This is a genomic window from Ottowia sp. VDI28 (genome assembly GCF_049532675.1).
Taxonomy (GTDB): Bacteria; Pseudomonadota; Gammaproteobacteria; order Burkholderiales; family Burkholderiaceae_C; genus Ottowia.
In genome coordinates this window covers 1,865,227-1,887,871 of sequence record NZ_CP149820.1, presented here as the reverse complement: position 1 = coordinate 1,887,871, position 22,645 = coordinate 1,865,227, and the positions used below count along the sequence as shown (strand labels likewise).

The window sequence follows — 22,645 nt, the reverse complement described above, 5'->3', positions numbered from 1 at the left end:
CTCAGCCGCCTGGTTTACTGCCCCCTGATGCCCAGCAGTTCCACTTCAAAGTTCAAGGTCGCATTGGGCGGAATCACGCCGCCCGCGCCCCGTGCACCGTAGGCAATGCCAGGCGGGCAGGTCAGCTTGGCCTTGCCGCCGACCTTCATCATCTGCACACCCTCGGTCCAGCAGGGAATCACCCCTTGCAGCGGAAATTCGATCGGCTCGCCGCGCTTGTAGGAGCTGTCGAACTCCTTGCCGCTGTCCGGGAAGGTGCCTTTGTAATGCACCTTGACGACGTCGCTGGCTTTGGGGTTGGCGCCGGTACCGTCCTTCACGCTCTCGTACACCAGGCCACTCTTGGTGGTGACAGGCTTGCTTTGCGCTTGGGCGAAGCCGGCGGTCAAGGCGATAGCCACGAACAGGGCGCTGGCGGTCAATGCTTTCATAGAAGTTTTCACTTTCAGGTCAAAACGATATTTTGCGCCCGTATTGGCCGGGCAGAATTTGGTAAAGGCGGGTTTTTCTGGAGGGGCTCAGGGCAGCCAAGCGCGGCATGCCGAGCTGGAACTCGGCGGTCCCAGGGACCCAGTTATTCGTACACGATCATCGCGCGCCCCTCGTCAGCCTGGGCCATCCAACAGGCCAGTGCTGCATCGCTGGGGAAAAAGCGCGATTGCTCGCCTAATTGCAATTGGGCCATCACGCCCTTGATGCCGCTTTGCCCTTCTGCCCGCCGCTCCAGCACCAGGCGAACGGGTAGGCCTTGCGGCAGCTCGCCGTGCTCGGTCACTTCCACTTTCGGAGGATGCTCGGTGAGCAACCGCTTGACGTCCGGCGGCTGGCCATTGACCGCCACGCGCAGGAACTTGCCGAAGCGGCAGCGCGCGGACGGCAGATCCCATATCTGCGTGATTGTCACCTGCACGCCGCCAGAGAAGCGGTCTGGCTGCACCTTGCCCATGGCGATGATGAGTTCGTCGTCCTTTAGCAGGTTGCGGTGCTGGTTGATCAACGACTCCTCCGCGCGAGCGTCGATGGTGCCTGATTTGTCGTCGAGCTTGAACAGCGCCAGCTTGCCGCGCTGGCCGTTGATCACGCGGAAATCGCCCACGATGCCGGCCAGCAATTGCTGATCCCGGCTGTCGGTCAAGTCGTCGATGCGCCGGCGCGCAAACTGCCGCACCTCACGCTCGACTTCGTCGAAGAGATGGCCCGAAAGGTAGAAGCCGATGGCCGTTTTCTCCAGCGAGAGCCGCTCCTTCACGCCCCAAGGCGTGACTTGCGCGAGTTCAGGTTCCTGGGACACCGATCCGTGGCCATCGTCGAGCATGTCGAACAGGCCGCTCTGATTCGCATGCGCGGCGCACGCGGCGCCATACTCGAAAGCCAGATCGAGCGACGCGGCCAGGGCTGCTCGGTTCATTTGCAATGAATCGAAGGCACCGGCCCGAATGAGCGCTTCCACCGTGCGCTTGTTCACGCGTGTACGGTCCACACGATTGCAGAAATCGAACAGGCTCTTGAACGGCCCCGACTGATCGCCCGAGGGCCCCGTGCCACGCCCCTCGCGGGCGGCGACGATCGCCTCGATGGCCTGCTCGCCCGTACCCTTGACGGCCCCCAGGCCGTAGCGGATCAATTTGTCGCTGATAGGCTCGAACCGGTACGTGCCGCGATTGATATCGGGCGGATCAAAGCTCATGCCGCCACGCACCGCGTCTTCGAACAACACCTTGAGCTTGTCGGTGTTGTCCATTTCAACGGTCATGTTGGCGCAATAGAACTCGGCCGTGAAATGCGCCTTGAGCCAAGCCGTGTGGTATGCCAGCAGTGAATACGCAGCCGCGTGCGACTTGTTGAAACCGTAGCCGGCAAACTTCTCCATCAAGTCGAAGATTTCGTCGGCCTTGGCCTCTTCGATGCCGTTCTTGGCGGCACCCGCGCGGAAGATCTGGCGGTGCTCGGCCATCTCCTCGGCTTTTTTCTTGCCCATGGCGCGGCGCAGCAAGTCGGCGCCACCCAGGCTGTAGCCGCCCAGGATCTGCGCGGTCTGCATCACCTGCTCCTGGTAGACCATGATGCCGTAGGTCTCGCTCAGCATCTCGGCCACCATCGGGTGCGGGTACTCCACCGGCTCGCGGCCATGCTTGCGGGCCACGAAGCTGGGGATCAGATCCATCGGGCCGGGGCGGTAGAGCGCGTTGAGCGCGATCAGGTCCTCCAGCCGCGTGGGCCGCGCATCGCGCAACATGCCCTGCATGCCGCGGCTTTCAAACTGGAACACGGCTTCGGTGCGCCCGTCCTGGAAGAGCTTGTAGGTCTTGGCATCGTCAAGCGGGATGTTCTCGAAGGCAAAATCCTTCTGACCCGGATGGCGGCGGACGATCAGTTCCTTGGCGATCTCCAGGATCGTCAGCGTGGCCAGGCCCAAGAAGTCGAACTTCACCAGTCCGACGGCTTCCACGTCGTCCTTGTCGTACTGGCTCACCGCTGATTCGCTGCCCGGCTGCTGGTAGAGCGGGCAGAAATCGGTGAGTTTGCCCGGGGCGATCAGCACCCCCGCGTGCATGCCGATGTTGCGCGTCATGCCTTCCAGCTTCTGCGCCAGATCCAGCAGGGTCTTGACTTCATCTTCCTTCGCCAGACGCTCGGCCAGAATCGGCTCGACTTCCAGCGCGCCGGCGATGGTGATGTGCTGGCCCGGCTTGTTGGGAATCAGCTTGCTGATGCCGTCGCAGAACATGTAGCTCATATCGAGCACGCGGCCCACGTCGCGAATGGCCGCGCGCGCCGCCATGGTGCCGAAGGTGGCGATCTGGCTCACGGCGTTCTTGCCGTATTTGTCCTTCACGTAATCGATCACGCGGTCACGGTTGGCCTGGCAGAAATCGATATCGAAGTCGGGCATGCTGACCCGTTCCGGGTTCAAGAACCGCTCGAAGAGAAGCTTGTAGCGGAGCGGATCGAGATCAGTGATCTTGAGCGCATAGGCCACCAGCGAGCCTGCACCAGAACCCCGGCCCGGCCCCACCGGGCAGCCGTTCTGCTTGGCCCAGTTGATGAAGTCACCCACGATCAGGAAGTACCCCGGGAAACCCATCTTCAGGATGGTGCCGATTTCGAACTCCAGCCGCTCCTGGTAGCGCGGCATCTGTTCGGCCCGCTCGGCTTCGTCCGGGTAGAGGTGTGCCATACGCTCTTCCAGGCCTTCTTGGGAGGCGATTCGGAAGTACTCGCCGATCGGCATGCCTCCTGGCGTGGGAAAGTCGGGCAGTTGGGGCTTGCCGAGGGTCAACGTGAGGCTGCAGCGGCGCGCGATCTCCAACGTGTTCGCCAATGCCGAAGGCACGTCGGCGAAGAGCTCGCTCATCTCCTTCTGGGATTTGAAATACTGCTCTTCCGTGAAACGGCGCACGCGGCGCGGATTGCCGAGGATTTCTCCCTCGGCAATGCAGACACGGGCCTCGTGCGATTCGTAGTCGTCCCGCTGCTGAAACTGGATGGGATGCGTGGCCACCACGGGCAGGCGCAGACGTGCCGCCAATTGCACGGCAGCCGCCACGTGGGGCTCGTCATCGGGCCGGCCGGCGCGCTGCAGTTCCAGATAGAAGCGGTGCGGAAAAATCTCCGCCAACCGTAGCGCCAACTCGCTGGCCCGCGCGGCGTCGCCCCGCACCAAGGCCTGCCCGACAGGCCCCGCCTGCGCGCCAGAAAGCGCCAGAAGCCCATCGGCAAGCTCACGCAGCCAGTCCCAGGTGACCACGGCCTGCGACTTGACCATGCCTTGGGTCCAGGCGCGCGCCAGCAGCTCCGACAGGTTCAGATAGCCCTGATGGTTTTGCACCAGCACCAGCAGGCGGGAAGGCGTGCCCTTGTCGTCATCGGACCCTTCCAGCAGCACCTCCGCACCGATGACCGGCTTGACGCCGGCCGAACGCGCGGTTTTGTAGAACTTGATGGCGCCAAAAAGGTTGCCGAGGTCGGTAATGGCCAGCGCCGGCTGGCCATCGGCGGCGGCGGCCTTGACGATGTCATCGACACGATTGGTGCCGTCGATGACCGAAAACTCGGTGTGCAAACGCAGATGAACGAACATTGAAAACTTCAGTACGACAGACAGTGAGGACCGCCCCTTCGGACCATGCACTTTACCGGCATGCGGACCCTCGAACTGGGAATGGCTCAAGCCACCCCACGTTGAAAACTCTAGTGTCCCTCATTGCAGCCATCAGTGCGGCCACGGCATGCATGTAAGGAATGAGCAGGAAGCCATGATGAGGCCACCAGAACGATTGGTGCCACCCATGACCGAAAACCCCGCTTGTGAGAATTGATCGGCAAATATTGACGAACTTACGTTGCCAATAAGCTTTAATACTTATAAAAATAGATATATCGCAATCCGTTGCGCATTCGATACATCTTTATGGCTACACAAAGCATGAAACAAAAAATATACTATGTAAAAATAAATTAACCACGCTTGCTGATTTTGGAGTAACTTACTGTAAGCGCCCAGTTCAGCAGGTTCGTGTCTTGTCCCATCGTCCACTTGGAGGTCCAGCATGAGTGAAACAGCGCAAGCAGGTGAACTTCTCAACACGAGTTACGAGGTCAGCCTAGTCCTGCTGTCCTACATCCTCGCGACTGTTGGGTCCTTCGTGGCGTTGACCGCCGCGCGCCGCATCCGTTACGGCAACAATGGCATCAGCCTGTTCAACCTGCTGGCCGCCAGCACTGCGCTCGGCGGCATTGGCGTCTGGTCCATGCACTTTACCGGGATGCTGGCCCTCAAACTGGGCATGGCGTCGGGTTACTCCATGGTGGAAACCGTGGTGTCGCTCGTCGCGGCCATCGGCGCGACCGCCGCCGCCCTGGCTTATGTGGCCAAAGACCCAGGCAGCCCCCGCCGGATCCTGACGGCGGGCATCCTGCTCGGCCTGGGCGTAGCGGTCATGCACTATCTTGGCATGTACGGCATGCGCTTTCCCGGCTTCATCGTCTGGTCCTGGGAGATCGTGGCACTTTCGGTGGTGATTGCCATGGCAGCGGCCAGCGCGGCACTCTGGCTGGCCTTCCGGACCCGTGCGCTGAGCTTGCGCATGGTCGCGGCAGCGGTGATGGGCGTGGCGGTCTGCGCGATGCACTACACCGGCATGGCGGCCGCTGACTTCGTTTGCACATCGCCCCCCACCGAGCGCTTCGCCACCCTGAATGGTTTCCTCGTCATCAGCGCCATGAACCTGCCCGCCCTCACCGGCATCTTTGCGGTAGGCATGATCCTGGTGATCGCCTACGAGCAGTGGCTGGAAAAGGCTTTCACCGGGCACCGCCCAACTTGACCGGCATGGCGCAGACAGAAACCCCGTAGCCGACGCGACGACGCCCTCCAGAGAGGGCGTCGGGCACATGTCAATTCACGGAAGAAGTGGGGCGCGCAGGTCCCCTTGGGATTACTTCCTGATGCTGAAAGCTCCGGAACCGAACGCCACGAAAGCCAGCAGGCCGCCAGCAATGGCCACGTTCTTGGTGAACATGAGCTGCTGCATCATTTGCTGATCAGCTGGCAGCGTCCAGTAGTTGTGAAAGAAAAAGCCGGCCACCAGAGTGAACAGCGCCAGAGCCAGCGCTGCCCAGCGGGCCTTGAAACCGACCAGCAGCAGCAGGCCGCAACCCACCTCAACAATGATCGCCACCACCGCAGCCACCGTGGGCATGGGCAGCCCCTTGGAAGTGATGTAGCCCACCGTGCCGGCAAAACCGGCTCCCAATTTGCCGATACCGGCAGGGATGAACAGGTACGCCAGCAGGACACGGCCGACCAGGGCCAGGAGGTTGTTGAGAGAGTTCACAGGCAATTTCCTTTGGAAGTGGTTGAAAAAGAATAAGAAAGTTCGGCTAAATAATCAAGTGACGTGTTCCCGGAGGGCCCAAAGGCTCGCGCCGGGAACACGGGAGGTGGCTCACGCCTCCAGATCGAAGACGAGAACCTCGGCCTCCTTGCCGCTGTCGAGCACGATCTGGCTCTCTTTTTCGATCAAGGCCGCGTCGCCCGCGGCGAGCGGGGTGCCGTTGACATGCAGCGAGCCCCGCACGAGGTGCACATAGGCCTTGCGCGACGGATCGATCGCCAGCGTGGCGCTCTCGGCACCGTCGAACAAACCGGCATACATCGCCGCATCGGCATGGATCTTCACGGCGCCGTCCACCGGCTTGGCGGCAGCCACCAGTTTGAGCTGGCCGCGCTTGTCGCCGGCTGGCACCGTGATCTGCTCGTAGCTGGGCTCGATGCCGGTCACGTTGGGAAGAATCCAGATCTGCAGGAAGTGCGTGGTCTGCCCTTCGGCGTGATTGAACTCGCTGTGCATCACACCGGTGCCGGCGCTCATGCGCTGGACGTCACCGGGCGGAATGCCCTTGACGTTGCCGATGCTGTCCTTGTGCGCCAGATTGCCTTCCAGCACATAGCTGATGATTTCCATGTCCCGGTGGCCGTGCGTGCCGAACCCAGTGCCGGGAGCGATGCGGTCTTCATTGATCACGCGCAGGTTGCCCCAGCCCATGTGGTCCGGGTCGTAGTAGCCGGCAAACGAAAAGCTGTGGAAAGATTTCAGCCAGCCGTGGTCGGCGTAGCCGCGATCCTGTGATTGACGAACAGTAAGCATGGTGTTTTCTCCTTCAGTAGAGTGAATGTAGGAATTTCCGGAGCTTTTGAGGCTGCACGCCATTGATGGCATCATTCAAATAATTTGAATTAATCGACGCTTAACATGCAAAACCCCAGCGATGTCCTGACGCCAGATGCCTTCCGTATCCTGGACGCCATTGCCCAGGCCGGCAGTTTTGCCGGCGCGGCCCGTGCGCTCGGGTTGGTCCCCAGCGCTCTCACCTACCGCGTGCGCCAGATCGAAGATGCGCTGGATGTGTTGCTGTTCGATCGCTCTTCGCGGCAGGCGATTCCCACGGCCGCCGGCGCTGAGCTGATGCGGCAGGGTGAGCGGCTGCGCGGCGAGGTCGATGCGGTGGTGAATCGCGTCAAGCGCATGGCCACGGGCTGGGAGCCCCAGTTGACCATCGCCGTGGATGGGCTGATCTCCCATCCGGCCCTGATGGAGCTGGTCTGCGATTTTTTCGACTTGAACCCACCAACGCGCTTGCGCATGCGCGACGAGATCCTCAGCGGCACCATCGGCGCGCTGGCTTCAGGGCGCGCCGATCTGGCACTGGGCGCCATACTGGGTCCGTCGAGCGCAGCTGACCTCAAGGCCCAACCCATGGGCGTGGTGCGTTTTGTCTACGCCGTAGCACCACATCATCCTCTGGCCAGCATGCCCGAGCCCATCAGCGATGCAGAGCTGCAAAAGCACCGGGCCGTGGTCGTCGCCGACTCCACGCAAAGCGGTGTGACCCAGTCTTTCGGCCTTCTCGAAGGGCAGGACAGTTTCGTGGTGGGCAGCATCGCCGCCAAGCTCGATGCCCAGTTGCGTGGCTTGGGCGCGGGCTTTCTTTCGGAACCGATGGCGCGCCCCTATCTGGAGACCGGGCGCCTAGTGGCCCGTCAGGTGGAGCGCAGCACGCGCGAGGTCAGCCTATCCTATGCATGGCGCGCCAGCGGACCGCCCGGCAAGGCCTTGGCGTGGTGGCTGGAGCAACTTGAACGCCCTATCACACGCCATGCGTTGCTGGAACGGCACCGCGGCGTGTAGAGTGGATCCCATCCGATCAATGAAAGCATCACACGTGACCAACCGCCCCCCATCAGAACCGCGCCACACGGCCGTCATCGGCGCCGGCATCGCCGGCTTGGCGTGCGCTCGCACACTGGCACAGGCTGGCCAGCAAGTCACCGTGTTCGAGGCCGCCAGCGCGCCCGGCGGCCGCGTGGCAACCTATGAATCACCCTTTGGCGGTTTCGATATGGGGGCACAGTACTTCACTGTGCGCGATGAACGCTTTGCCAAGGTGCTGGAAGCCACCGCTCCAAGCCTCACCCGGCGCTGGAGCGCCAATGCCGTGCGCGTGCTCGACGCCGAAGGCCGTGTGGTGGAGGCATCCCTGCCAGGCGGCGAGGCGCATTGGGTGGCCACCCCGGCCATGGCCGAATTGCCAATGCGTTGGGCGGCCCCGCTGCTGGCTCAGAAGCAGTTGCTGACCAATACCCGCGTGACGCAGTTGCAGCGCGACGCGCTCGACGCCACGCGCTGGCAGTTGCACACCGAAGACAGCGAAGGCGGTCAGCGGGTATTTGGCGGCTTCGATACTGTGCTGCTGGCGCTGCCCGTGTCGGAGCTCCGGCTTCTGCTGGCCGGTTCGAAGCAGGCGGCAACCTTGGCCGAGAGCACTGGGCCGGTGGAGATAGCGCCCTGCTGGACATTGATGATCGCCTTCCCGAATGCCACCCAGCCCGGCTTGCAAACCCTGGGCCCGCAGTGGAACGCCGCACGCAGCACCCACCACCGCGTGGCGTGGCTGGCCCGCGAATCATCCAAGCCAGGGCGCGAATCCATCGAACGTTGGACGGTGCAGGCCAGCCCGGGCTGGTCACGCGAGCATGAAGGAGATGATGAATCACGTGCCGCGGCCAAGCTGCTGAAAGCCTTTGCGGAAATCACCGGCATCCGCGCCACGCCGGCCTGGACGAAGGCCGTGCTGTGGCATGAAGCCAAGACGCTCCAGCCTCTCGGCCGTGCTTTCGCCTGGGATGCCGACCTTCGCCTGGGTGTGGCCGGCGACTGGTGCCTGGGCCACCGGGTGGAAGACGCTTTTGTGTCGGGGCTGGAGTTGGCGCTTCATCTCGCCTGACCGGAAATACTGTGCGCTTGCGGGAGTGATTCTCCCGCGCAGCCCTTTTTCATGTACATCGGCCGTTTTGCCCCCTCGCCCACGGGCCCCTTGCATGCAGGCTCGCTGGTAGCTGCACTGGCAAGCTGGCTGGATGCACGCGCGCATGGCGGGCGCTGGCTGGTGCGCATCGAGGACGTAGATACGCCCCGGTGCATGCCAGGAGCGGGCGAGCTCATTTTGAGCCAGTTGGCCGCTTGCGGTCTCCAGCCAGATGAAACGCCGCTCTGGCAATCCCGGCGGGGGGCGCTGTACCAGCAAGCACTCGATCAACTCGTGGCCGAGGAGCTGGCCTACCCCTGCACCTGCTCACGCAAGGAGATCGAGGCAGCGCAGGCCGCTCGCGGCGTAGTGCGCGTGCGTGGCAGTGAATTGCCTTACCCAGGCACCTGCCGGCCTGAACGCCCCCTCCGCATGCCCTGCACGAGAAATCAGCGCGGGCCTGGCGCCTGCACACCGTCCGTGCCGCTGGAAGCTCCTTGCAGGACGGTCTCATTCATTGGCAGGACCGGCGCCTGGGCTCCCAGCAGCAGAACGTTGAATCGGCGGTGGGGGATTTCGTCCTCAAGCGGGCTGACGGCCTGTGGGCTTATCAGCTGGCCGTGGTCATTGACGACGCGGCTCAGGGCGTTACCCACGTGGTGCGCGGGCAGGATCTGGCAGACAACACGCCAAGGCAGATCCTGTTGCAGCAGGCGCTCCATCTTCCCACGCCCCTCTACCTGCACACGCCTCTCGTCATGGCCGGCGATGGCGAAAAGCTCAGCAAGCAGAACGGTGCCCAGGCGCTTGACCTCGGCGATCCGCTGCACACCGTAGCGCAGGCCGCGCGGCATTTGATGCTCACGCCCTCGGGCGCCAGCACCTTATCCGCAGCCCTGTCCGGCTGGACCGGTGAATGGGCTGAAAAATACAGCTGACTCCAGCCTCTTGAGCCGGCATTAGCTAACTTGAACCCGTTCACGCTGAGCTTGTCGAAGCCTGTCCTGAGCCTGCCGAAGTGGTGACGCGCGAGGCCACTTCGACAAGCTCTCAACGAACAGCTTTTTTCATTCTTTGATTTCAATCACTTAGCAACGTACTCCGCTCTTCAGCAGAACGACCAAACAGCGTCATGCTGTTTGATCCACTTGCCATTCCTGCGCAAGCAGGAATCCAGCAATTCGCAGGCCGAGCGAAGCCATGGCCCGAGCCAGGTATCCACCCCCTCTGGCTGCGCCGAGGAGCGCAGAGCGTGGGGTGGGCAAGGGCACTGCAAGATGCCCTTGCTTCGTGCTCTGACTTGCCGGCGTTGTTCGAGCGGCGTGAACGAAGTGAACATAGCGAGTTCGACGGCACCACTCCACGATCGAGCACCGCAGGTTGCCAGAAGCGAAGCGTAGGGACGCGGCAAGTGGGGTCGCCTTTCTTCTGCCTACTCTTCTTTGGCGACGCAAAGAAGAGTAGGTGCACCGCCGGGGGCAATCCCGGCCTCCGACCTCAAATCAGGCAGCAGAAGGTCATTAGGAAGCAGAAAGCCGTTCAAGATCAACCAGCCGTGAAAGCCCCCTTCCCAGCCTTCCCCCAGCGGGGGAAGGAGCTAAGACAGCGCAGCCTCTTGTTCGATCAACTCGCCTTTCGCCGCCCTCGGGGCGGTGAATACTCGCTCAACCCAAACGGGTATTTCAAGTTCAAGAATGCCGACTCAATAATTCCGAGAGCAATTCAACTCAGTACGAAAGGCGTCCAGATGTTCGAGATGAGCGTACCCTGGTGGGAATTCGTCGTTCGCGGGATCGCGGTGTACGCGTTCCTGCTGTTCTTTCTGCGCCTCACGGGGCGGCGCCAGATAGGGCAATATGACCCGTTCGACCTGATCCTGCTGCTGATCCTCTCCAACGCGGTTCAGAATTCGATGAACGCGGGCGACAACTCGCTGGTCGGCGGCCTGATCTCCGCACTGACACTCATCGGCTGCCATACGCTGATGGCGCAGATCAGCTGGCGCTACCCGCGGATAGCGCGCTGGGTGGATGGCAAGCCGCAAGTCCTCATCCACGCCGGCCAATTGAACCCGCAAACGATGCAAGCCGAGCGGCTCACGCCAGATGACGTGCAAGCGGCGCTGCGCGCCGCCGGCTGCCTGCATACGTACGAAGTCCAGCAGGCCACCATCGAAACCAGCGGCCAGATCACTGTGGTGCTTCGAAACCGCGATTCGTCCGAGCCGGGACCGCTGGAGCCTACTGCGCGCTGACTCCTGTGGCTTTCATCAGTTGCTCCGTCAGTGCGATCTCGGTTTCCAGGCTGTGCGAATAGTCCCTGCGCTTGCTCGCCACGACGGCCCCGCCATTGGCTTCCAGCTTCGCCCGGACCTGGGGATTGGCCAATGCCTGCTGCAGCGCTTCGGAGATGCGCTCCACGACGGGTTCCGGTGTCTTTGCCGGGACGGAAAGGCCGCCGTAGGACACGAGCGAGATATCAGGCACGCCGGCTTCCGCCAACGTAGGCACATCAGGCAGGCGCGGATTGCGGGTCGGCGCCGTGACCGCCAGCGCCTTGAGCTTGCCTCCCACGATGTGCGGCAGCGATACCGAACTGATCGTGAGCGCGAAGTTCACCTGCTTGCCCATCACGGCATTCACGGATTCCGATGCGCCCTTATAGGGGACATGAAGCGCCTGCGTACCGGTCGCCTTGAGTATCAACTCGCTGCCCATGTGCGCTGGCGAACCCACGCCGCCCGATGCGTAGGAAAATTTGCCAGGCTCACGCCGCATATGCTCGATCAGGTCCTTCATGCTCTCGATGCCGGCATCCGCCGGAACGACCACCACGGTATCCGAGCGCGTGATCCCGCCCACGTGGATGAAGTCCTTCATAACGTCATACCCTGGCTTGCGGTACATGCGCATGTTGGTGGCCATGGGCGTGGCAGAGTAAACCCAGGTGTAGCCGTCGGCCGGTGCGCGGGCCGCGATCTGCGCGCCTAGATTGCCGGCGGCGCCGGCCTTGTTCTCGATCACCACCGGCTGTTTCAGGATCTCCGACATGGCCTCGGCAGCAATGCGCACCGTGGTGTCGGGCGCCGTGCCGGCCAGGAAGGGAACAATCCATTTGATGGGCCGCGCAGGGTATTCCTGCGCGGCCGCCGCACCGCTGAGCGCGAGGCCGGCCGCGGCCAGGATCACATGGCGTCGGGTCATGGTCTGCATGTTCGTCTCCTGTTGTCGATGGATGTCAGTGCACGGAAGCGCCCAGCAATTCGCGGGCGATGGTGTTGCGCTGGATTTCGCTGGTGCCCGTCAGCACGCGGTACATGCGCAGCAAGCGGAAAAGGAACTCGACCCGGCTGCCTTGCACGATGCCTTCGCCACCATGGATCTGCACCGCCCGGTCGGCCACGCGAAACGCGGTCTCAGAACAGAACAGCTTCGCCATCGAGGCTTCGGCCCGGGCATCGCTGCCCGCATCGAGACTGCGCGCCACGCTCAGCATCAACGCCCGCGCGGCGGCGAGTTCGGTCGCCATGTCCGCCAGCAGGTGCTGCACCGCCTGGAAAGCGCCAATGGGTTGCCCGAACTGGCGTCTTCTCGCAGCGTACGCAAGCGAGTCATCCAGCGCCAACCGGGCCAGGCCGAGCATGGCCGGACAGTGCAGCAAGCGGTTGACCGTGATGCGCCCCAAGGCCAAGGCCAACCCCCGGCCACGCTCGCCGATCTGGTTGCCCGCCGGTATGCGGCAATCGGTCAGCACGATGTTGCCGGTGTGGGACTGGCCCGCCATGGTCTTGTAACCCTCCTCGATGCGGAACCCTTCCCGATCGCGCTCGACGAAGAAGGCGGTGGTCTCGCGCACCGCGGGATCGTCGCTGGTCGAGCAGATGATCACCGCCACATCGCAGAAGGGCGACCCGGAAATGAAGCGCTTGGTTCCGTTGAGGACGAAGCTGTCTCCGTCCCGCCGGGCCTTCGTCTGCACCGCGCCAGCGTCGGACCCGGCCTCGGGTTCTGTGATGGCAAAACAGATGGCTTTCTCAGCGCGCGCGACGGGCAGGATGAAGCGCTCCATCTGGTCCGGTGTAGCCTGCCTGATCAGCGCGCCCACGCGGGGCGGCCCTGTCAGCTCGCCCAGCACATGGGGCGCGAAAGGTGAACCGCTGGCATAGATGAACTCCTTGATGAGCGCATGGTCCACGACGTTGAACCCCGCGCCGCCCAGCGCTTCAGGCAGCGTCATGCCGTAGAACCCCAGATCGCGCGAGCGCTTCCAGACCTGTTGCAGCACGGCGCGCGACGCGCCCTTCTCGGAGGTGATCTCATGCTGGGCGGCGAGCGGATGCAACTCCTCGCGGAAGAAGGTATCGAGCCGTGCGATGAAATCGCGCGCGGCGTCGGAGCCCTCGAAAGGCGTGCACGGCGAACGTGGTGTGTTGTGTTCAGAACTCATGGCACCTCCTCAGTTGACCCGCCGCTCGCGGCCGCGCCAATAGGGCTCGCGCACGTCCTTGCGGGAGAGTTTTCCGTTCCCGTTCTTCGGCAATTGCGACACGAAATCGACGGAGCGCGGACGTTTGAAGTCGGCCAACCGGCCTCGGCAGAAAGCCATGATGTCGCCATCGTCCGCTTGCGTGCCGTCCCGCAGCACGACAACCGCCTTGACGGCTTCGCCCCAATGGTCGTCAGGGACACCAACCACGCAAACCTCGTAAATCGCCGGGTGCTGGGCCAGCACCGATTCGATTTCACTCGGATAGATATTGAAGCCGCCCGAGACCAGCATTTCCTTCTTGCGGTCGACGATATAGATGTAGCCTTCGCTGTCCACACGCGCCAGATCACCGGTGCGCAGCCACCCGTTGGCATCGAGCGCTTGTGCCGTCTGCTCGGGCTCGCGCCAATAGCCCGCAAACACATCAGGACCGCGCACGCAGATTTCCCCGATGGCCTCCCCGCTGACGGGAATACCGGCCTCATCGAGCACCTGCACATCGGACTCGCTGATAGGCCGGCCGCAGGCAGACAACAGCCCTTCCCTGCCGCCCTCGATGGCGGCCGCGTGATCGGCGATGCTGAGCCCGACGACCCCGCCGGTGGTCTCGCCCGCGCCATAGCCTTGCGCCAGCACCGGACCGAACGCGGACCAGGCTTCGCGTATGCGCGCAGGCGACATCGGTGCGGCGCCGTAGCTCATCAGGCGCAGGCTCGACAGATCCCGCGTGCGCACGCTCGGCTCGGCCAGCAGCGCATGAATCATGGCCGGCACCAGGAAGACCATGGTGACGCGGTGCTTCTCGATCGCTTCCAGGTATTCGGCCGGGCGGAAACCCTCCATCAGCAGAATCGTCGCGCCCTGAAAAAGCATGGGTTGAATAAACATGCCGCTGGCATGTGTGATGGGCCCCGACAGCATCAGCACATCACCTTCGCCGGCATGCATGCGGCCCATGGTGTTCTTGCGAAGCGATGCAAAGCGGTTACCAACGGTCTGCATCGCGGCCTTGAGCTTGCCGGTGGAGCCGGAGGTGTAGTGCAGCACGGCCAGCTCCTCGGGCCTCATCTCCTCGCGCATGTGGGTCTCCGGGGATCCGGCCAACAGCGCTTCATACGCGAGCCAGCCGCCCGTGGTGCCTGTGGCACCTGTGGCACCTGTGGCACCTGCCTCGGCGGGATCGAGCGCGATGCGGTGGGCCACGGAAGGTACGCTGATCACGGCCTCGTCGACCATGCGCCGGTGCTCCGGGCCCGCCAGGCAGGCCACAGGCTCGGCGTTGCCAAGCGCATCAGCCAGCTCCTGAGGCGCCAGCCGGGAATTGAGCGCGACCTTGACGAGGCCCGCTTTGTAGAGCGCGCACTCCAGCTCCACGATTTCCGGGCGATTGGGAGACACTACGGCCACTCGGTCGCCGCGCTTCAAACCCAGCTTGAGCAGTGCGTGCGCGAGGCGGTTGGAGCGCAACTCCAGATCACGGTAGCTGAGCGTCCGGTCGCGGAAGATCACGGCGGGGCGTTCACCCCACTGGCGGGCACCTCGCGCGAGGTACATGCCGAGATTCATGGAAAACTCCTCGGTAGCGGGACTGCGAAGTCGGTCATGAGCTTGTCTCCTGAAGTGTTGAAGGCAAGTCTAGGAATCACGGGCGCGCCTGTGGATAATCCAAGCTCGTTTTCCGATAACACATGGTTATCGGAGATGGTCCACTTTTATCGAACGGGAATTTTCAGGAGGCACTTTTGGCGCTGCGGCTCGACGACGTTGACTACTTCCTCGCGGTAGCGGAGCATGGGCAAGTGCGCAGAGCCGCCGCCGCGCTGGGTTTGTCTCAACCCGCGTTGACCAAGGGCTTGCAGCGGCTGGAAAAAGAGCTGGGCTTTCCTCTGTTCGAACGGGGCTCGCGCGGCATGACGCTGACGCCCGTCGCCGAGCAATTCCGCCAACGCACGAAAACCTTGCGCGCCAGCCTGGCAGACGCCATCAAGGAAGCGGCAGATCTCCATCTGGGAGCCATGGGCACGTTACGCGCAGGTGTCTCCCCGCTGTATGCAGAGCGGCTTTTCGTGCCGGCCGTCCTGCAGTTGCACCAGCAGCGCCCCGCGGCCCGGGTACGATTGATGATCAACCTGAATGATGCACTGCTGGCCGCGCTGCGCCTGGGCGACCTGGATCTGAGCATCAATGCCATCCCGAAGGTCTTGCCCGACGATCTGCAAGCGCTGCCGCTGATGAGCGATGACCTGTGCATGGTGGTGCGCGAAGGCCATCCGCTGCTGTCGCGGCGTCACCTGCGGTTGTCAGACCTCGTGGATGCGCAATGGATATTGCCGGGTGCGGCCGTCGCCAGCCGCCGCGGGGTCGAAGCCAGATTGGCGGAAGCGGGCCTTCCTCCCCGCACGTTGCCATCGAGGTGAGCAACACCACTGCTCCGCTAAGCCGGCTGATCGCGCAGAGCGACCTGGTGGCGCTGATGAGCGAGGCCAGCCTCGCAGGGCCGAACGGCCAGGGGTTGGCGCCGTTGCCCTTCGCCGAAGCCCGCCTTTCACGGGCCATCGGTGTCGTGACCCGCAAGCACCATCCGCTCCCTCCGCTGGCGGTGAGGCTCATCGAAATCCTGCAAAAAGGAAAGGCGCAAAGCGCTTCCAGAAAGACTATCGCCTCCAGAACTGGGGGGTAAACAACACCAACACGGAAAGCAGCTCCAGACGCCCCAGCAGCATGGCCAGGCTGCAGATCCAGATCTGGAACGCGTTCAGCGAACCGAAGTTGCCAGCCGGCCCCACTTTGCCCATGCCGGGGCCGATGTTGTTGAGGCAGCCGATCACCGCGGTGAAGGCCGTGACCACATCAAGGCCTGATGCCAGCATGAGCATGGTCAGCCCCACCATCACGCCGCCATAGATGAGCATGAAGGCCATGACCGTGCTGATCACGTTCTGCGGCACCACCGTGCGGCCGAGCGCCACCGGGTGTACGACGCGCGGATGGACAATGCGCAGCAACTCGCGCTGTGCGACCCGCACCAGCACCAGCATGCGCACCATCTTGATGCCGCCGCCAGTCGACCCCGCACAGGAAACGAAGCAGCCCAGGAACAGCAGAAGCACTGGCACGAAGGTGGGCCAGAGCAGGTAGTCCGTGGTGGCGTAGCCGGTGGTGGTGGATACGGAAACCACCTGGAAGGCCGCCTGCCGAAGCGCGGTGCCGGCATCTGGATAGACCGAGCCGATCAGCAGCATGACAGTGATCACGGCCGTGGCCAAAAGCATGACCGTGAAATAAGCCCGCACCTCGGCATCGCGCGCCACGGGCGTCAGCGAGCGCTGCTGCCACAGCATGAAATAGCGCGCGAAGCTGATACCCGAGAGGACCATGAAGAGGATCGCCGTCCACTCCAGTTGCGCCGAATTCCAGTAACCGAAGCTCTTGTCATGCGACGAGAGCCCCCCCAGGCCGACCGTGGTGCACATGTGCATGAAAGCATCGGGCCAATCCATTCCGCCCGCGCGGTAGGCCAGCATGCAGGCCGCCGACAGCACGAAGTACACCCCCCACAAGCCACGCGCCGTTTCGGCCACGCGCGGCGTCAGGCGCTGCTCCTTCATGGGGCCGGGCATCTCGGCCTTGTACAGCTGCATGCCGCCCAGCCCGAGAAATGGAAGAATGGCCACCGCCAGCAGCATGATGCCCAACCCGCCCACCAATTGCAGGAAGCACCGCCAGATGTTGACGGAAGTGGCCAGCAGATCCAGGCCCGCCAGCGTGGTGGCGCCGGTAGCCGTCAGGCCGCTCATGGCTTCGAAATAGGCATCGGTCCAGCTGATGCCTTGCACCACGAACATCAGCGGCAGCGCGGCGTAAATGGGCAGGACCACCCACACCAGGGTGACCAGCAGAAAACCATCCCGCACGGTCAGTTCGCCCGCGGATTCCCGATGGCGCACCCATAGCCAAGCGCCGGTGGCCAGCGTGAACATGAAACACCAGGCCCATATCCTCCAGTTGCGCCCGCCCTCCCAGAACCAATCCCAGGCCATGGGCACCAGAAAGGCGAACGAAAAGCCCATGATCACCCATGAGAGCACGAGGAAGGTACCGGAAAAGCGCTTCATTTTTTATAGAGAGGCACAAGCTCAGAAGAAAGTGGCTCGTACCTGGAAAAGCTTCTCGACCTCGCGCACCATGCGCTTGTGCGGCAGGAAAATGATGACGTGGTCATCGGTTTCGATCACGGTCTCGCCGCTGGGGATCAGCACGCGCGCATCGCCCTCTTCGCCGCGCACAATGGCCCCGATACGCACGCCCGCGGGCAGCTTGATGTCCTCGATCCGGCGGCCTACCAGGCGGGAGGTCTTCGCATCGCCGTGCGCGATCCCCTCCAGCGCCTCGGCCGTGCCGCTGCGCAGGCTGTGCACCGCCGCCACCGCGCCGCGGCGCACGTGCATCAGCAACTCGCCAATGACGGCGTGCGAGGGTGAGATGGCGATGTCGATCGCGCTGCCTTGCATCATCTCGGCGTAGGCGCGGCGGTTGATGAGCGCCATCACACGCCGGGCGCCCATGCGCTTGGCCAGCATGGCGGACATGATGTTGTCTTCGTCGTCGTTGGTGAGCGAAATGAAGAGATCCATTTCGCCCACGCCTTCGTCCTCCAGCAGATCCTCGTCAGCGCCATTGCCCTCCAGCACCAGCATATCGGACGGCAATTCGCCAGCCAGGTATTCGGCCCGCTTGCGGTTGGACTCGATGATCTTCACCTCGCACACGCCAATGAGCTTGCGCGCGAGCCGCAGGCCCACCTTGCCTCCGCCGACAATCATCACGCGGCGCACCACGCGGTCCGGATTGCCGATGGAGTGCAGCGCCTGCCGGACCTGCTCGTGCGCCACCAGCACATAAATTTCGTCGCCAGGCCGGACCTGGGTGTCGCCCTCCACGGGAAGCTCTTGATCGCGCCTGTATATGGCGACGATGCGCAGCGGGACATCAGGGTTCTCGGCGCGGAATTCGGCAATGGAGTGATTGGCGAGCCGGCTGCCGTGCGCCACACGCACCACCACCAGATGGGCCTTCCCTTGCGAGAATTGCACCACCTGCAATGCTCCGGGGTACTCGATCAGCAATTGCACGTACCTGGTGACCGAAGCTTCGGGGCAAATCACCTTATCTACCGAGAAACCATTCTTGTCGAGCAGCTTGTCGCCCTGCGGGAACTCGGGTGAACGCAGGCGTGCGATGGTGGTGGGAATGCCGAAGACATCGTGCGCGATCTTGCAGGCCACCAGATTGGTCTCGTCGCGCCCCGAACAGGCGATGAACAGATCGCAATCGTCCGCTCCGGCGCCACGCAGCACCGAAGGCTGGATGCCATTACCGGCGACGCCGCGCAGCTCCAGCCGGTCTTCCAGATCGCGCAGCCGCTCGGGCTCCATATCGACCACCGTGATGTCGTTCGCCTCCGACACCAGGGTTTCCGCCACGCTTTCGCCCACGCGGCCCGCGCCAAGAATGATGATTCTCATGAACTCCGCCTCGTCATCCGAGGGTTCGCTGGTGAGGGAAAAACCTCAGGAAATCGAGCCATCCACATAAAACCACCGTAGCATGCCATGGCCGTCATTCTCGCGCACGAAACGGCTGCGCTCGTGCAGGCGGGTGGCACGGCCATGCAGGCGGGAGCGCGCCACGAACTCCACCTCTGCATGCGTTTCATCAGTCGTGCGGTGCGAACGCACTTCGAGACCCAGCCATTTGACACCGGCCTCCAGATCCAGCCCCCCGGGGCGGGTCGAAGGGTGCCAGGTGGCCAGCAGATAAGGCTCATCGCCCCGCACGAAGGCGGAGTAGCGTGAGCGCATGAGGGCTTCGGCATCCGGCGCGGCGGCGGTCTCGAAATGCCCAATCCAGCGTCCGCAGCATGCGCCAAAGCCTGTGCCGGCAGGGCGGCCGCCGCAGGGACACGGCTCGCCCCCTTTGGCCGCGCGAGGATTTCCGGCCGACGTCACAAGGCGCGCGAGATCAGGATCTTCTGCACGTCGCTGGTGCCTTCGTAGATCTGGCACACGCGCACGTCGCGGTAGATTCGCTCCACCGGGAAGTCGCTCACGTAGCCATAGCCGCCCAAGGTCTGGATCGCGGCTGTGCACACCTGCTCGGCCACCTCGCTGGCGAACAGCTTGGCCATGGCGGCTTCCTTCAGGCAAGGCTTGCCGGCATCACGCAAAGCCGCCGCGTGCCAGATAAGCTGCCGGGCCGCTTCCAGCCGGGTAGCGCAATCCGCGAGCCGGAAGCTCACAGCCTGGTGATTGAAAATGGCCGTACCGAACGCCTCGCGCTCCTTGGCGTATTGAATGGCCACCTCCAGGGCGGCACGCGCCATGCCCACGCTTTGCGCCGCGATACCGATGCGCCCGCCCTCCAGGGCGCTGAGGGCGATCTTGTAGCCCTCGCCCTCCTCACCAATGAGGTTCTCGGCCGGCACGCGGCAATTCTCCAGGTTGATCTGCGCGGTGTCGCTGGAGTGCTGGCCCAGCTTGTCCTCCAGGCGCGCGACCACCCAACCGGCATTGCCCAGGTTGTGGGTGGGCACGATAAAGGCGCTCATGCCACGCTTGCCCGCGGCCTTGTCCGTCACGGCGATCACGACGGCCGCATGGCCGTTCTTGCCGCTGGTGATGAACTGCTTGGCTCCGTTCAGGACGTATTCGCCGCCTTCCTTCACCGCGGTGGTCCGCAGGCTGGAAGCATCGCTGCCCACATGGGGCTCAGTGAGCGCGAAAGCGCCCAGCATCTCGCCGCGCGCCGCCGGCGCCAGCCATTTACGCTTCTGCGCCTCGGTGCCGTACCGCATCAAGATGGCGTTGTAGGGGCAATTGGTCACGCTGATCGACGTGCTGGTGCCGCCATCACCGGCCGCGATTTCCTCCAGCACCAGGGCGAGCGAAATATAGTTCAGCCCCGCACCTCCGTACTCCTCCGGCACACAGATGCCATAGGCGCCAAGCTCGGCCAATCCCTTGTGGGCATCGGCGGGGAAGTAGTGTTCCTTGTCCCAACGGGCAGCGTGGGGCAAGAGCTGCTCCTGCGCGAAAGCGCGCACGGCATCTCGGATCATTTCCTGGTCTTCGGTCAGCAGCATCGTCGTCTCTCGTTCTTTATCAACGGGAATTATCCGACAAGCCTGATTGGCATCAGAGGCTGCTTACCAGCAGCTACTTCTTCGACAGCAAACGCGCTTTGACGTCCGCAGCATAGGTGCGGCCAACCCGGGCCACCGTACCGTCGGAGAGCACCACGGTCATGGATGAGAATGAGCCCGTTCCCAGGCGAACCACTGCATCCTGGCGCACGAGCGTGCTGCGATGGACGCGGATGAAATTCTCGGCAGGCAACTGGCGCTCCAACTCGGACAAGCTGACATTGTGCAGGTACTCCCTTCCGTCGGCGTGGATGCGAGCGTAGTCTCGCTCGGCCTGGATCCGTGTGATGCTGCCGGCGGCGATGCGGACGTAGTGGTCTTTTGTCTTCACCCAGATTTCTGTCTGCACAGGCGCCGGCTGCAGCGGTGTACGCCGCAGGTTGGCGATCACCTCTTCCAGCTCCGCGATCCGCTCCGCGCTGCCGCGTTGCTCCGCGGCTTGCCGGGCCCGCGCCATGGCCAGCTGGAACCGCCCCGGTTCGATCGGCTTGGTGATGTAGTCGGTCGCATTGGAATCAAATGCCCGGCATGCCTGGTCATCGAAGGCCGTGATGAACACCACCGCGGGCATCTCGGATCTGCCGGAGATCCTGGCCAGCAGGTCGAACCCGCCGCCACCGGGCATCTGGATGTCGAGCAGCAGGATCCTCGCCTCGAATCGGGTCAATTGGTCCAGCGCGTGCTGCACATTGGCCGCTTCGGCGATCTCTCCGACCCACGGCAGCTGCCGTAGCAACCGGACCACGCGGCGCCGGGCCAGCGGCTCGTCGTCGACCACCAGCACACCGGGTCGCGTCATGCCGTTCTCCAGGGCAGCTCGATTTCCACCCGGAAGCGCCTGCCGCCATCCGCGTCGACACGAAAGGCACCGGATTCCCCAAAACGCAGCCGGATGCGCTCCGCCACATTGCGCAGGCCGATGCCCAAGCCCGCCATCGAAGCAGGGGGCAAGGCATCGAGATGGAGATTGTTTTCAACGGCCAGGCACAGATGGCTGTCGCGCCGGCGCGCCCAGATACGGATCTGCGTATGCCCTGGCGACTGCCCGACACCATGCTTGATGGCGTTCTCGATCAACGGCTGCAGCAGCAAGCTCGGCACCAGCGCCTTCTGCAAATCCCTGGGTGCGTCGACGATGAAATCCATCCGGTCGGAGAAGCGCTCCCGCTCGATGGCCAGATAGTCCTGTTGCAGGCGCAGCTCCTCAGCCAAGGCCACATCGTGCAGGGGATCCAACGCCAGGGACGTGCGCAAAAACGTGGACAGCGAGGTCACCATGCGCTCAGCTCGCACGGCATCGCCTTCTTCGATCAAGCCGGCAATGGAGTTCAGCGTATTGAAAAGAAAATGCGGATTCACCTGGTAACGCAGAGCCCGCATCTGCGCAGTCAGCGCCTCCTCCCGCACGGCGGCCAGGCGCCGTTCGTGGTCGCGCACCTCGAAGTTGTAGAGCAGCGCCATGAACAGGCAACTCCAGCCGAACAGCATCGAGGCGCCCTCGATCAACATGTAACCGGTATAGAGCGGATCGAGCGCCACCGGCTTGGGATACTCGCAGATCATGTAGTTGAGGAAATCGATCCCCGCGAAGATAGGCGCAGCGACCGCCGTCATGCCGAAGCAGAGCAAGGCCTTTCTCGTGAACGACAGGCCGCGCAAGCGAAACAGCAGCAAAGACATGGCATAGGTCATCAGCGCGCTGGCGCCGAACAGCACGAACTTGAGCGGCGCTGACTCAACCGGGTCGATCTGGATGAAGTAACCCAGGATGCTGTCTGCCACAAACATGCAGGCCCAGTAAAGCAAGCCGAGGCGCAGCGTGGCCCGCCGTAGTGGCTTGCCGAAGCTGCCGGTCTTGTCTTCGCTCTCGTTCATGCGTGTCCTTCATGGGCCGCGGCCCCTGCCTGGCGCCAATGGTAGAAAAGCCGCGTGACGCTCGTCGGCATTTTCAGGTCGTTCGTCGAAATCACCTGCGCTTCATCGGCATGAGGCGGCCGTTGGAATCTTGATGCGCCGCGCACCCGGAAATGCTTTTTATGCTTTTCCGGCATTTTCTCTGGAGATTTCTCATGCATCCTGCAGTTTCCCTTTCTCGAGCGCACCGTTTCCCCCGGCGATTCAAGAGGCTGGCACCGGCCTCGGCGAAAT

Annotated in this window: 20 protein-coding genes and 1 pseudogene; 7 read left to right on the top strand and 14 right to left on the bottom strand. The window is 63.2% G+C overall.

Annotated elements, in window-relative coordinates; translation table 11 throughout:
- Positions 1 to 14: 14 nt before the first annotated feature.
- Positions 15 to 431 carry an FKBP-type peptidyl-prolyl cis-trans isomerase gene (locus WJU18_RS08960; protein WP_423459742.1) on the bottom strand — a complete coding sequence of 139 codons (417 nt, stop codon included), beginning with the start codon at positions 429 to 431 and terminating at the stop codon, positions 15 to 17.
- A 143-nt stretch (positions 432 to 574) separates the two neighbouring features.
- The gene (gene dnaE, locus WJU18_RS08955; RefSeq protein ID WP_423459741.1) at positions 575 to 4,081 is read right to left on the bottom strand and encodes a DNA polymerase III subunit alpha; all 3,507 of its coding nucleotides are present in this window, start codon (positions 4,079 to 4,081) and stop codon (positions 575 to 577) included.
- A 469-nt stretch (positions 4,082 to 4,550) separates the two neighbouring features.
- Between dnaE and WJU18_RS08950 the strand changes: the two genes are divergently transcribed.
- The gene (locus WJU18_RS08950) at positions 4,551 to 5,327 is read left to right on the top strand and encodes an MHYT domain-containing protein (RefSeq protein WP_423459740.1); all 777 of its coding nucleotides are present in this window, start codon (positions 4,551 to 4,553) and stop codon (positions 5,325 to 5,327) included.
- 111 nt (positions 5,328 to 5,438) lie between these two features.
- Here the strand turns inward: WJU18_RS08950 and WJU18_RS08945 are convergent, their stop codons facing one another.
- Together WJU18_RS08945 and WJU18_RS08940 are read right to left on the bottom strand one after the other, a co-directional pair.
- A complete protein-coding gene (locus WJU18_RS08945; protein WP_423459739.1) occupies positions 5,439 to 5,837 on the bottom strand; it encodes a DoxX family protein in 399 nt (132 codons plus the stop codon).
- 111 nt (positions 5,838 to 5,948) lie between these two features.
- Positions 5,949 to 6,650, bottom strand: coding sequence for a pirin family protein (locus tag WJU18_RS08940; RefSeq protein ID WP_423459738.1), 702 nt, complete (start codon positions 6,648 to 6,650; stop codon positions 5,949 to 5,951).
- A 105-nt stretch (positions 6,651 to 6,755) separates the two neighbouring features.
- On the opposite strand from WJU18_RS08940, the gene WJU18_RS08935 reads away from it, so the two are divergent.
- The 4 genes and pseudogenes from WJU18_RS08935 to WJU18_RS08920 all read left to right on the top strand — a co-directional run bounded on the left by WJU18_RS08935 (position 6,756) and on the right by WJU18_RS08920 (position 11,062).
- Positions 6,756 to 7,691 carry a LysR family transcriptional regulator gene (locus WJU18_RS08935; RefSeq protein WP_423459737.1) on the top strand — a complete coding sequence of 312 codons (936 nt, stop codon included), beginning with the start codon at positions 6,756 to 6,758 and terminating at the stop codon, positions 7,689 to 7,691.
- 19 nt (positions 7,692 to 7,710) lie between these two features.
- Positions 7,711 to 8,787, top strand: a complete 1,077-nt coding sequence (locus tag WJU18_RS08930) for an NAD(P)/FAD-dependent oxidoreductase (RefSeq protein ID WP_423459736.1) — start codon at positions 7,711 to 7,713, stop codon at positions 8,785 to 8,787.
- Positions 8,788 to 8,838: 51 nt separating this feature from the next.
- A pseudogene (gene gluQRS / locus WJU18_RS08925) lies at positions 8,839 to 9,746 on the top strand (tRNA glutamyl-Q(34) synthetase GluQRS).
- Between the two features lie 809 nt (positions 9,747 to 10,555).
- Positions 10,556 to 11,062 carry a DUF421 domain-containing protein gene (locus WJU18_RS08920; protein WP_423459735.1) on the top strand — a complete coding sequence of 169 codons (507 nt, stop codon included), beginning with the start codon at positions 10,556 to 10,558 and terminating at the stop codon, positions 11,060 to 11,062.
- Here the strand turns inward: WJU18_RS08920 and WJU18_RS08915 are convergent.
- Genes WJU18_RS08915 through WJU18_RS08905 form a run of 3 tightly spaced genes read right to left on the bottom strand, consistent with a single transcriptional unit; the run spans position 11,049 to position 14,862 of the window.
- Positions 11,049 to 12,020 carry a tripartite tricarboxylate transporter substrate binding protein gene (locus tag WJU18_RS08915; RefSeq protein WP_423459734.1) on the bottom strand — a complete coding sequence of 324 codons (972 nt, stop codon included), beginning with the start codon at positions 12,018 to 12,020 and terminating at the stop codon, positions 11,049 to 11,051. The two genes, WJU18_RS08920 and WJU18_RS08915, sit on opposite strands and share 14 nt — an antisense overlap.
- A gap of 25 nt (positions 12,021 to 12,045) precedes the next feature.
- Positions 12,046 to 13,254, bottom strand: coding sequence for an acyl-CoA dehydrogenase family protein (locus WJU18_RS08910; protein WP_423459733.1), 1,209 nt, complete (start codon positions 13,252 to 13,254; stop codon positions 12,046 to 12,048).
- A 9-nt stretch (positions 13,255 to 13,263) separates the two neighbouring features.
- Entirely contained in the window at positions 13,264 to 14,862 is a 1,599-nt protein-coding gene (locus WJU18_RS08905) for an AMP-binding protein (protein WP_423459732.1), read from the bottom strand.
- 176 nt (positions 14,863 to 15,038) lie between these two features.
- On the opposite strand from WJU18_RS08905, the gene WJU18_RS08900 reads away from it, so the two are divergent.
- A complete protein-coding gene (locus tag WJU18_RS08900) occupies positions 15,039 to 15,713 on the top strand; it encodes a LysR family transcriptional regulator (RefSeq protein ID WP_423459731.1) in 675 nt (224 codons plus the stop codon).
- The gene (locus WJU18_RS08895) at positions 15,710 to 15,976 is read left to right on the top strand and encodes a hypothetical protein (RefSeq protein WP_423459730.1); all 267 of its coding nucleotides are present in this window, start codon (positions 15,710 to 15,712) and stop codon (positions 15,974 to 15,976) included. The genes WJU18_RS08900 and WJU18_RS08895 overlap by 4 nt, the downstream gene beginning before the upstream one ends.
- Here the strand turns inward: WJU18_RS08895 and WJU18_RS08890 are convergent.
- The 7 genes from WJU18_RS08890 to WJU18_RS08860 all read right to left on the bottom strand — a co-directional run bounded on the left by WJU18_RS08890 (position 15,951) and on the right by WJU18_RS08860 (position 22,572).
- Positions 15,951 to 17,411, bottom strand: coding sequence for a TrkH family potassium uptake protein (locus WJU18_RS08890; RefSeq protein ID WP_423459729.1), 1,461 nt, complete (start codon positions 17,409 to 17,411; stop codon positions 15,951 to 15,953). The genes WJU18_RS08895 and WJU18_RS08890 overlap by 26 nt on opposite strands.
- A 21-nt stretch (positions 17,412 to 17,432) precedes the next feature.
- Positions 17,433 to 18,821, bottom strand: a complete 1,389-nt coding sequence (gene trkA / locus WJU18_RS08885; RefSeq protein WP_423459728.1) for a Trk system potassium transporter TrkA — start codon at positions 18,819 to 18,821, stop codon at positions 17,433 to 17,435.
- Between the two features lie 45 nt (positions 18,822 to 18,866).
- Positions 18,867 to 19,304 carry a YchJ family protein gene (locus tag WJU18_RS08880; protein WP_423459727.1) on the bottom strand — a complete coding sequence of 146 codons (438 nt, stop codon included), beginning with the start codon at positions 19,302 to 19,304 and terminating at the stop codon, positions 18,867 to 18,869.
- Positions 19,301 to 20,437: an acyl-CoA dehydrogenase family protein gene (locus WJU18_RS08875; protein WP_423459726.1), complete on the bottom strand. Its 1,137-nt coding sequence runs from the start codon at positions 20,435 to 20,437 to the stop codon at positions 19,301 to 19,303. The genes WJU18_RS08880 and WJU18_RS08875 overlap by 4 nt, the downstream gene beginning before the upstream one ends.
- 73 nt (positions 20,438 to 20,510) lie before the next feature.
- Positions 20,511 to 21,296 carry a LytR/AlgR family response regulator transcription factor gene (locus WJU18_RS08870; RefSeq protein ID WP_423459725.1) on the bottom strand — a complete coding sequence of 262 codons (786 nt, stop codon included), beginning with the start codon at positions 21,294 to 21,296 and terminating at the stop codon, positions 20,511 to 20,513.
- Positions 21,293 to 22,372 carry a sensor histidine kinase gene (locus WJU18_RS08865; RefSeq protein WP_423459724.1) on the bottom strand — a complete coding sequence of 360 codons (1,080 nt, stop codon included), beginning with the start codon at positions 22,370 to 22,372 and terminating at the stop codon, positions 21,293 to 21,295. Before WJU18_RS08865 ends, WJU18_RS08870 begins: the two co-directional genes overlap by 4 nt.
- Positions 22,369 to 22,572, bottom strand: a complete 204-nt coding sequence (locus WJU18_RS08860) for a hypothetical protein (protein WP_423459723.1) — start codon at positions 22,570 to 22,572, stop codon at positions 22,369 to 22,371. The genes WJU18_RS08865 and WJU18_RS08860 overlap by 4 nt, the downstream gene beginning before the upstream one ends.
- Positions 22,573 to 22,645: the final 73 nt, after the last annotated feature.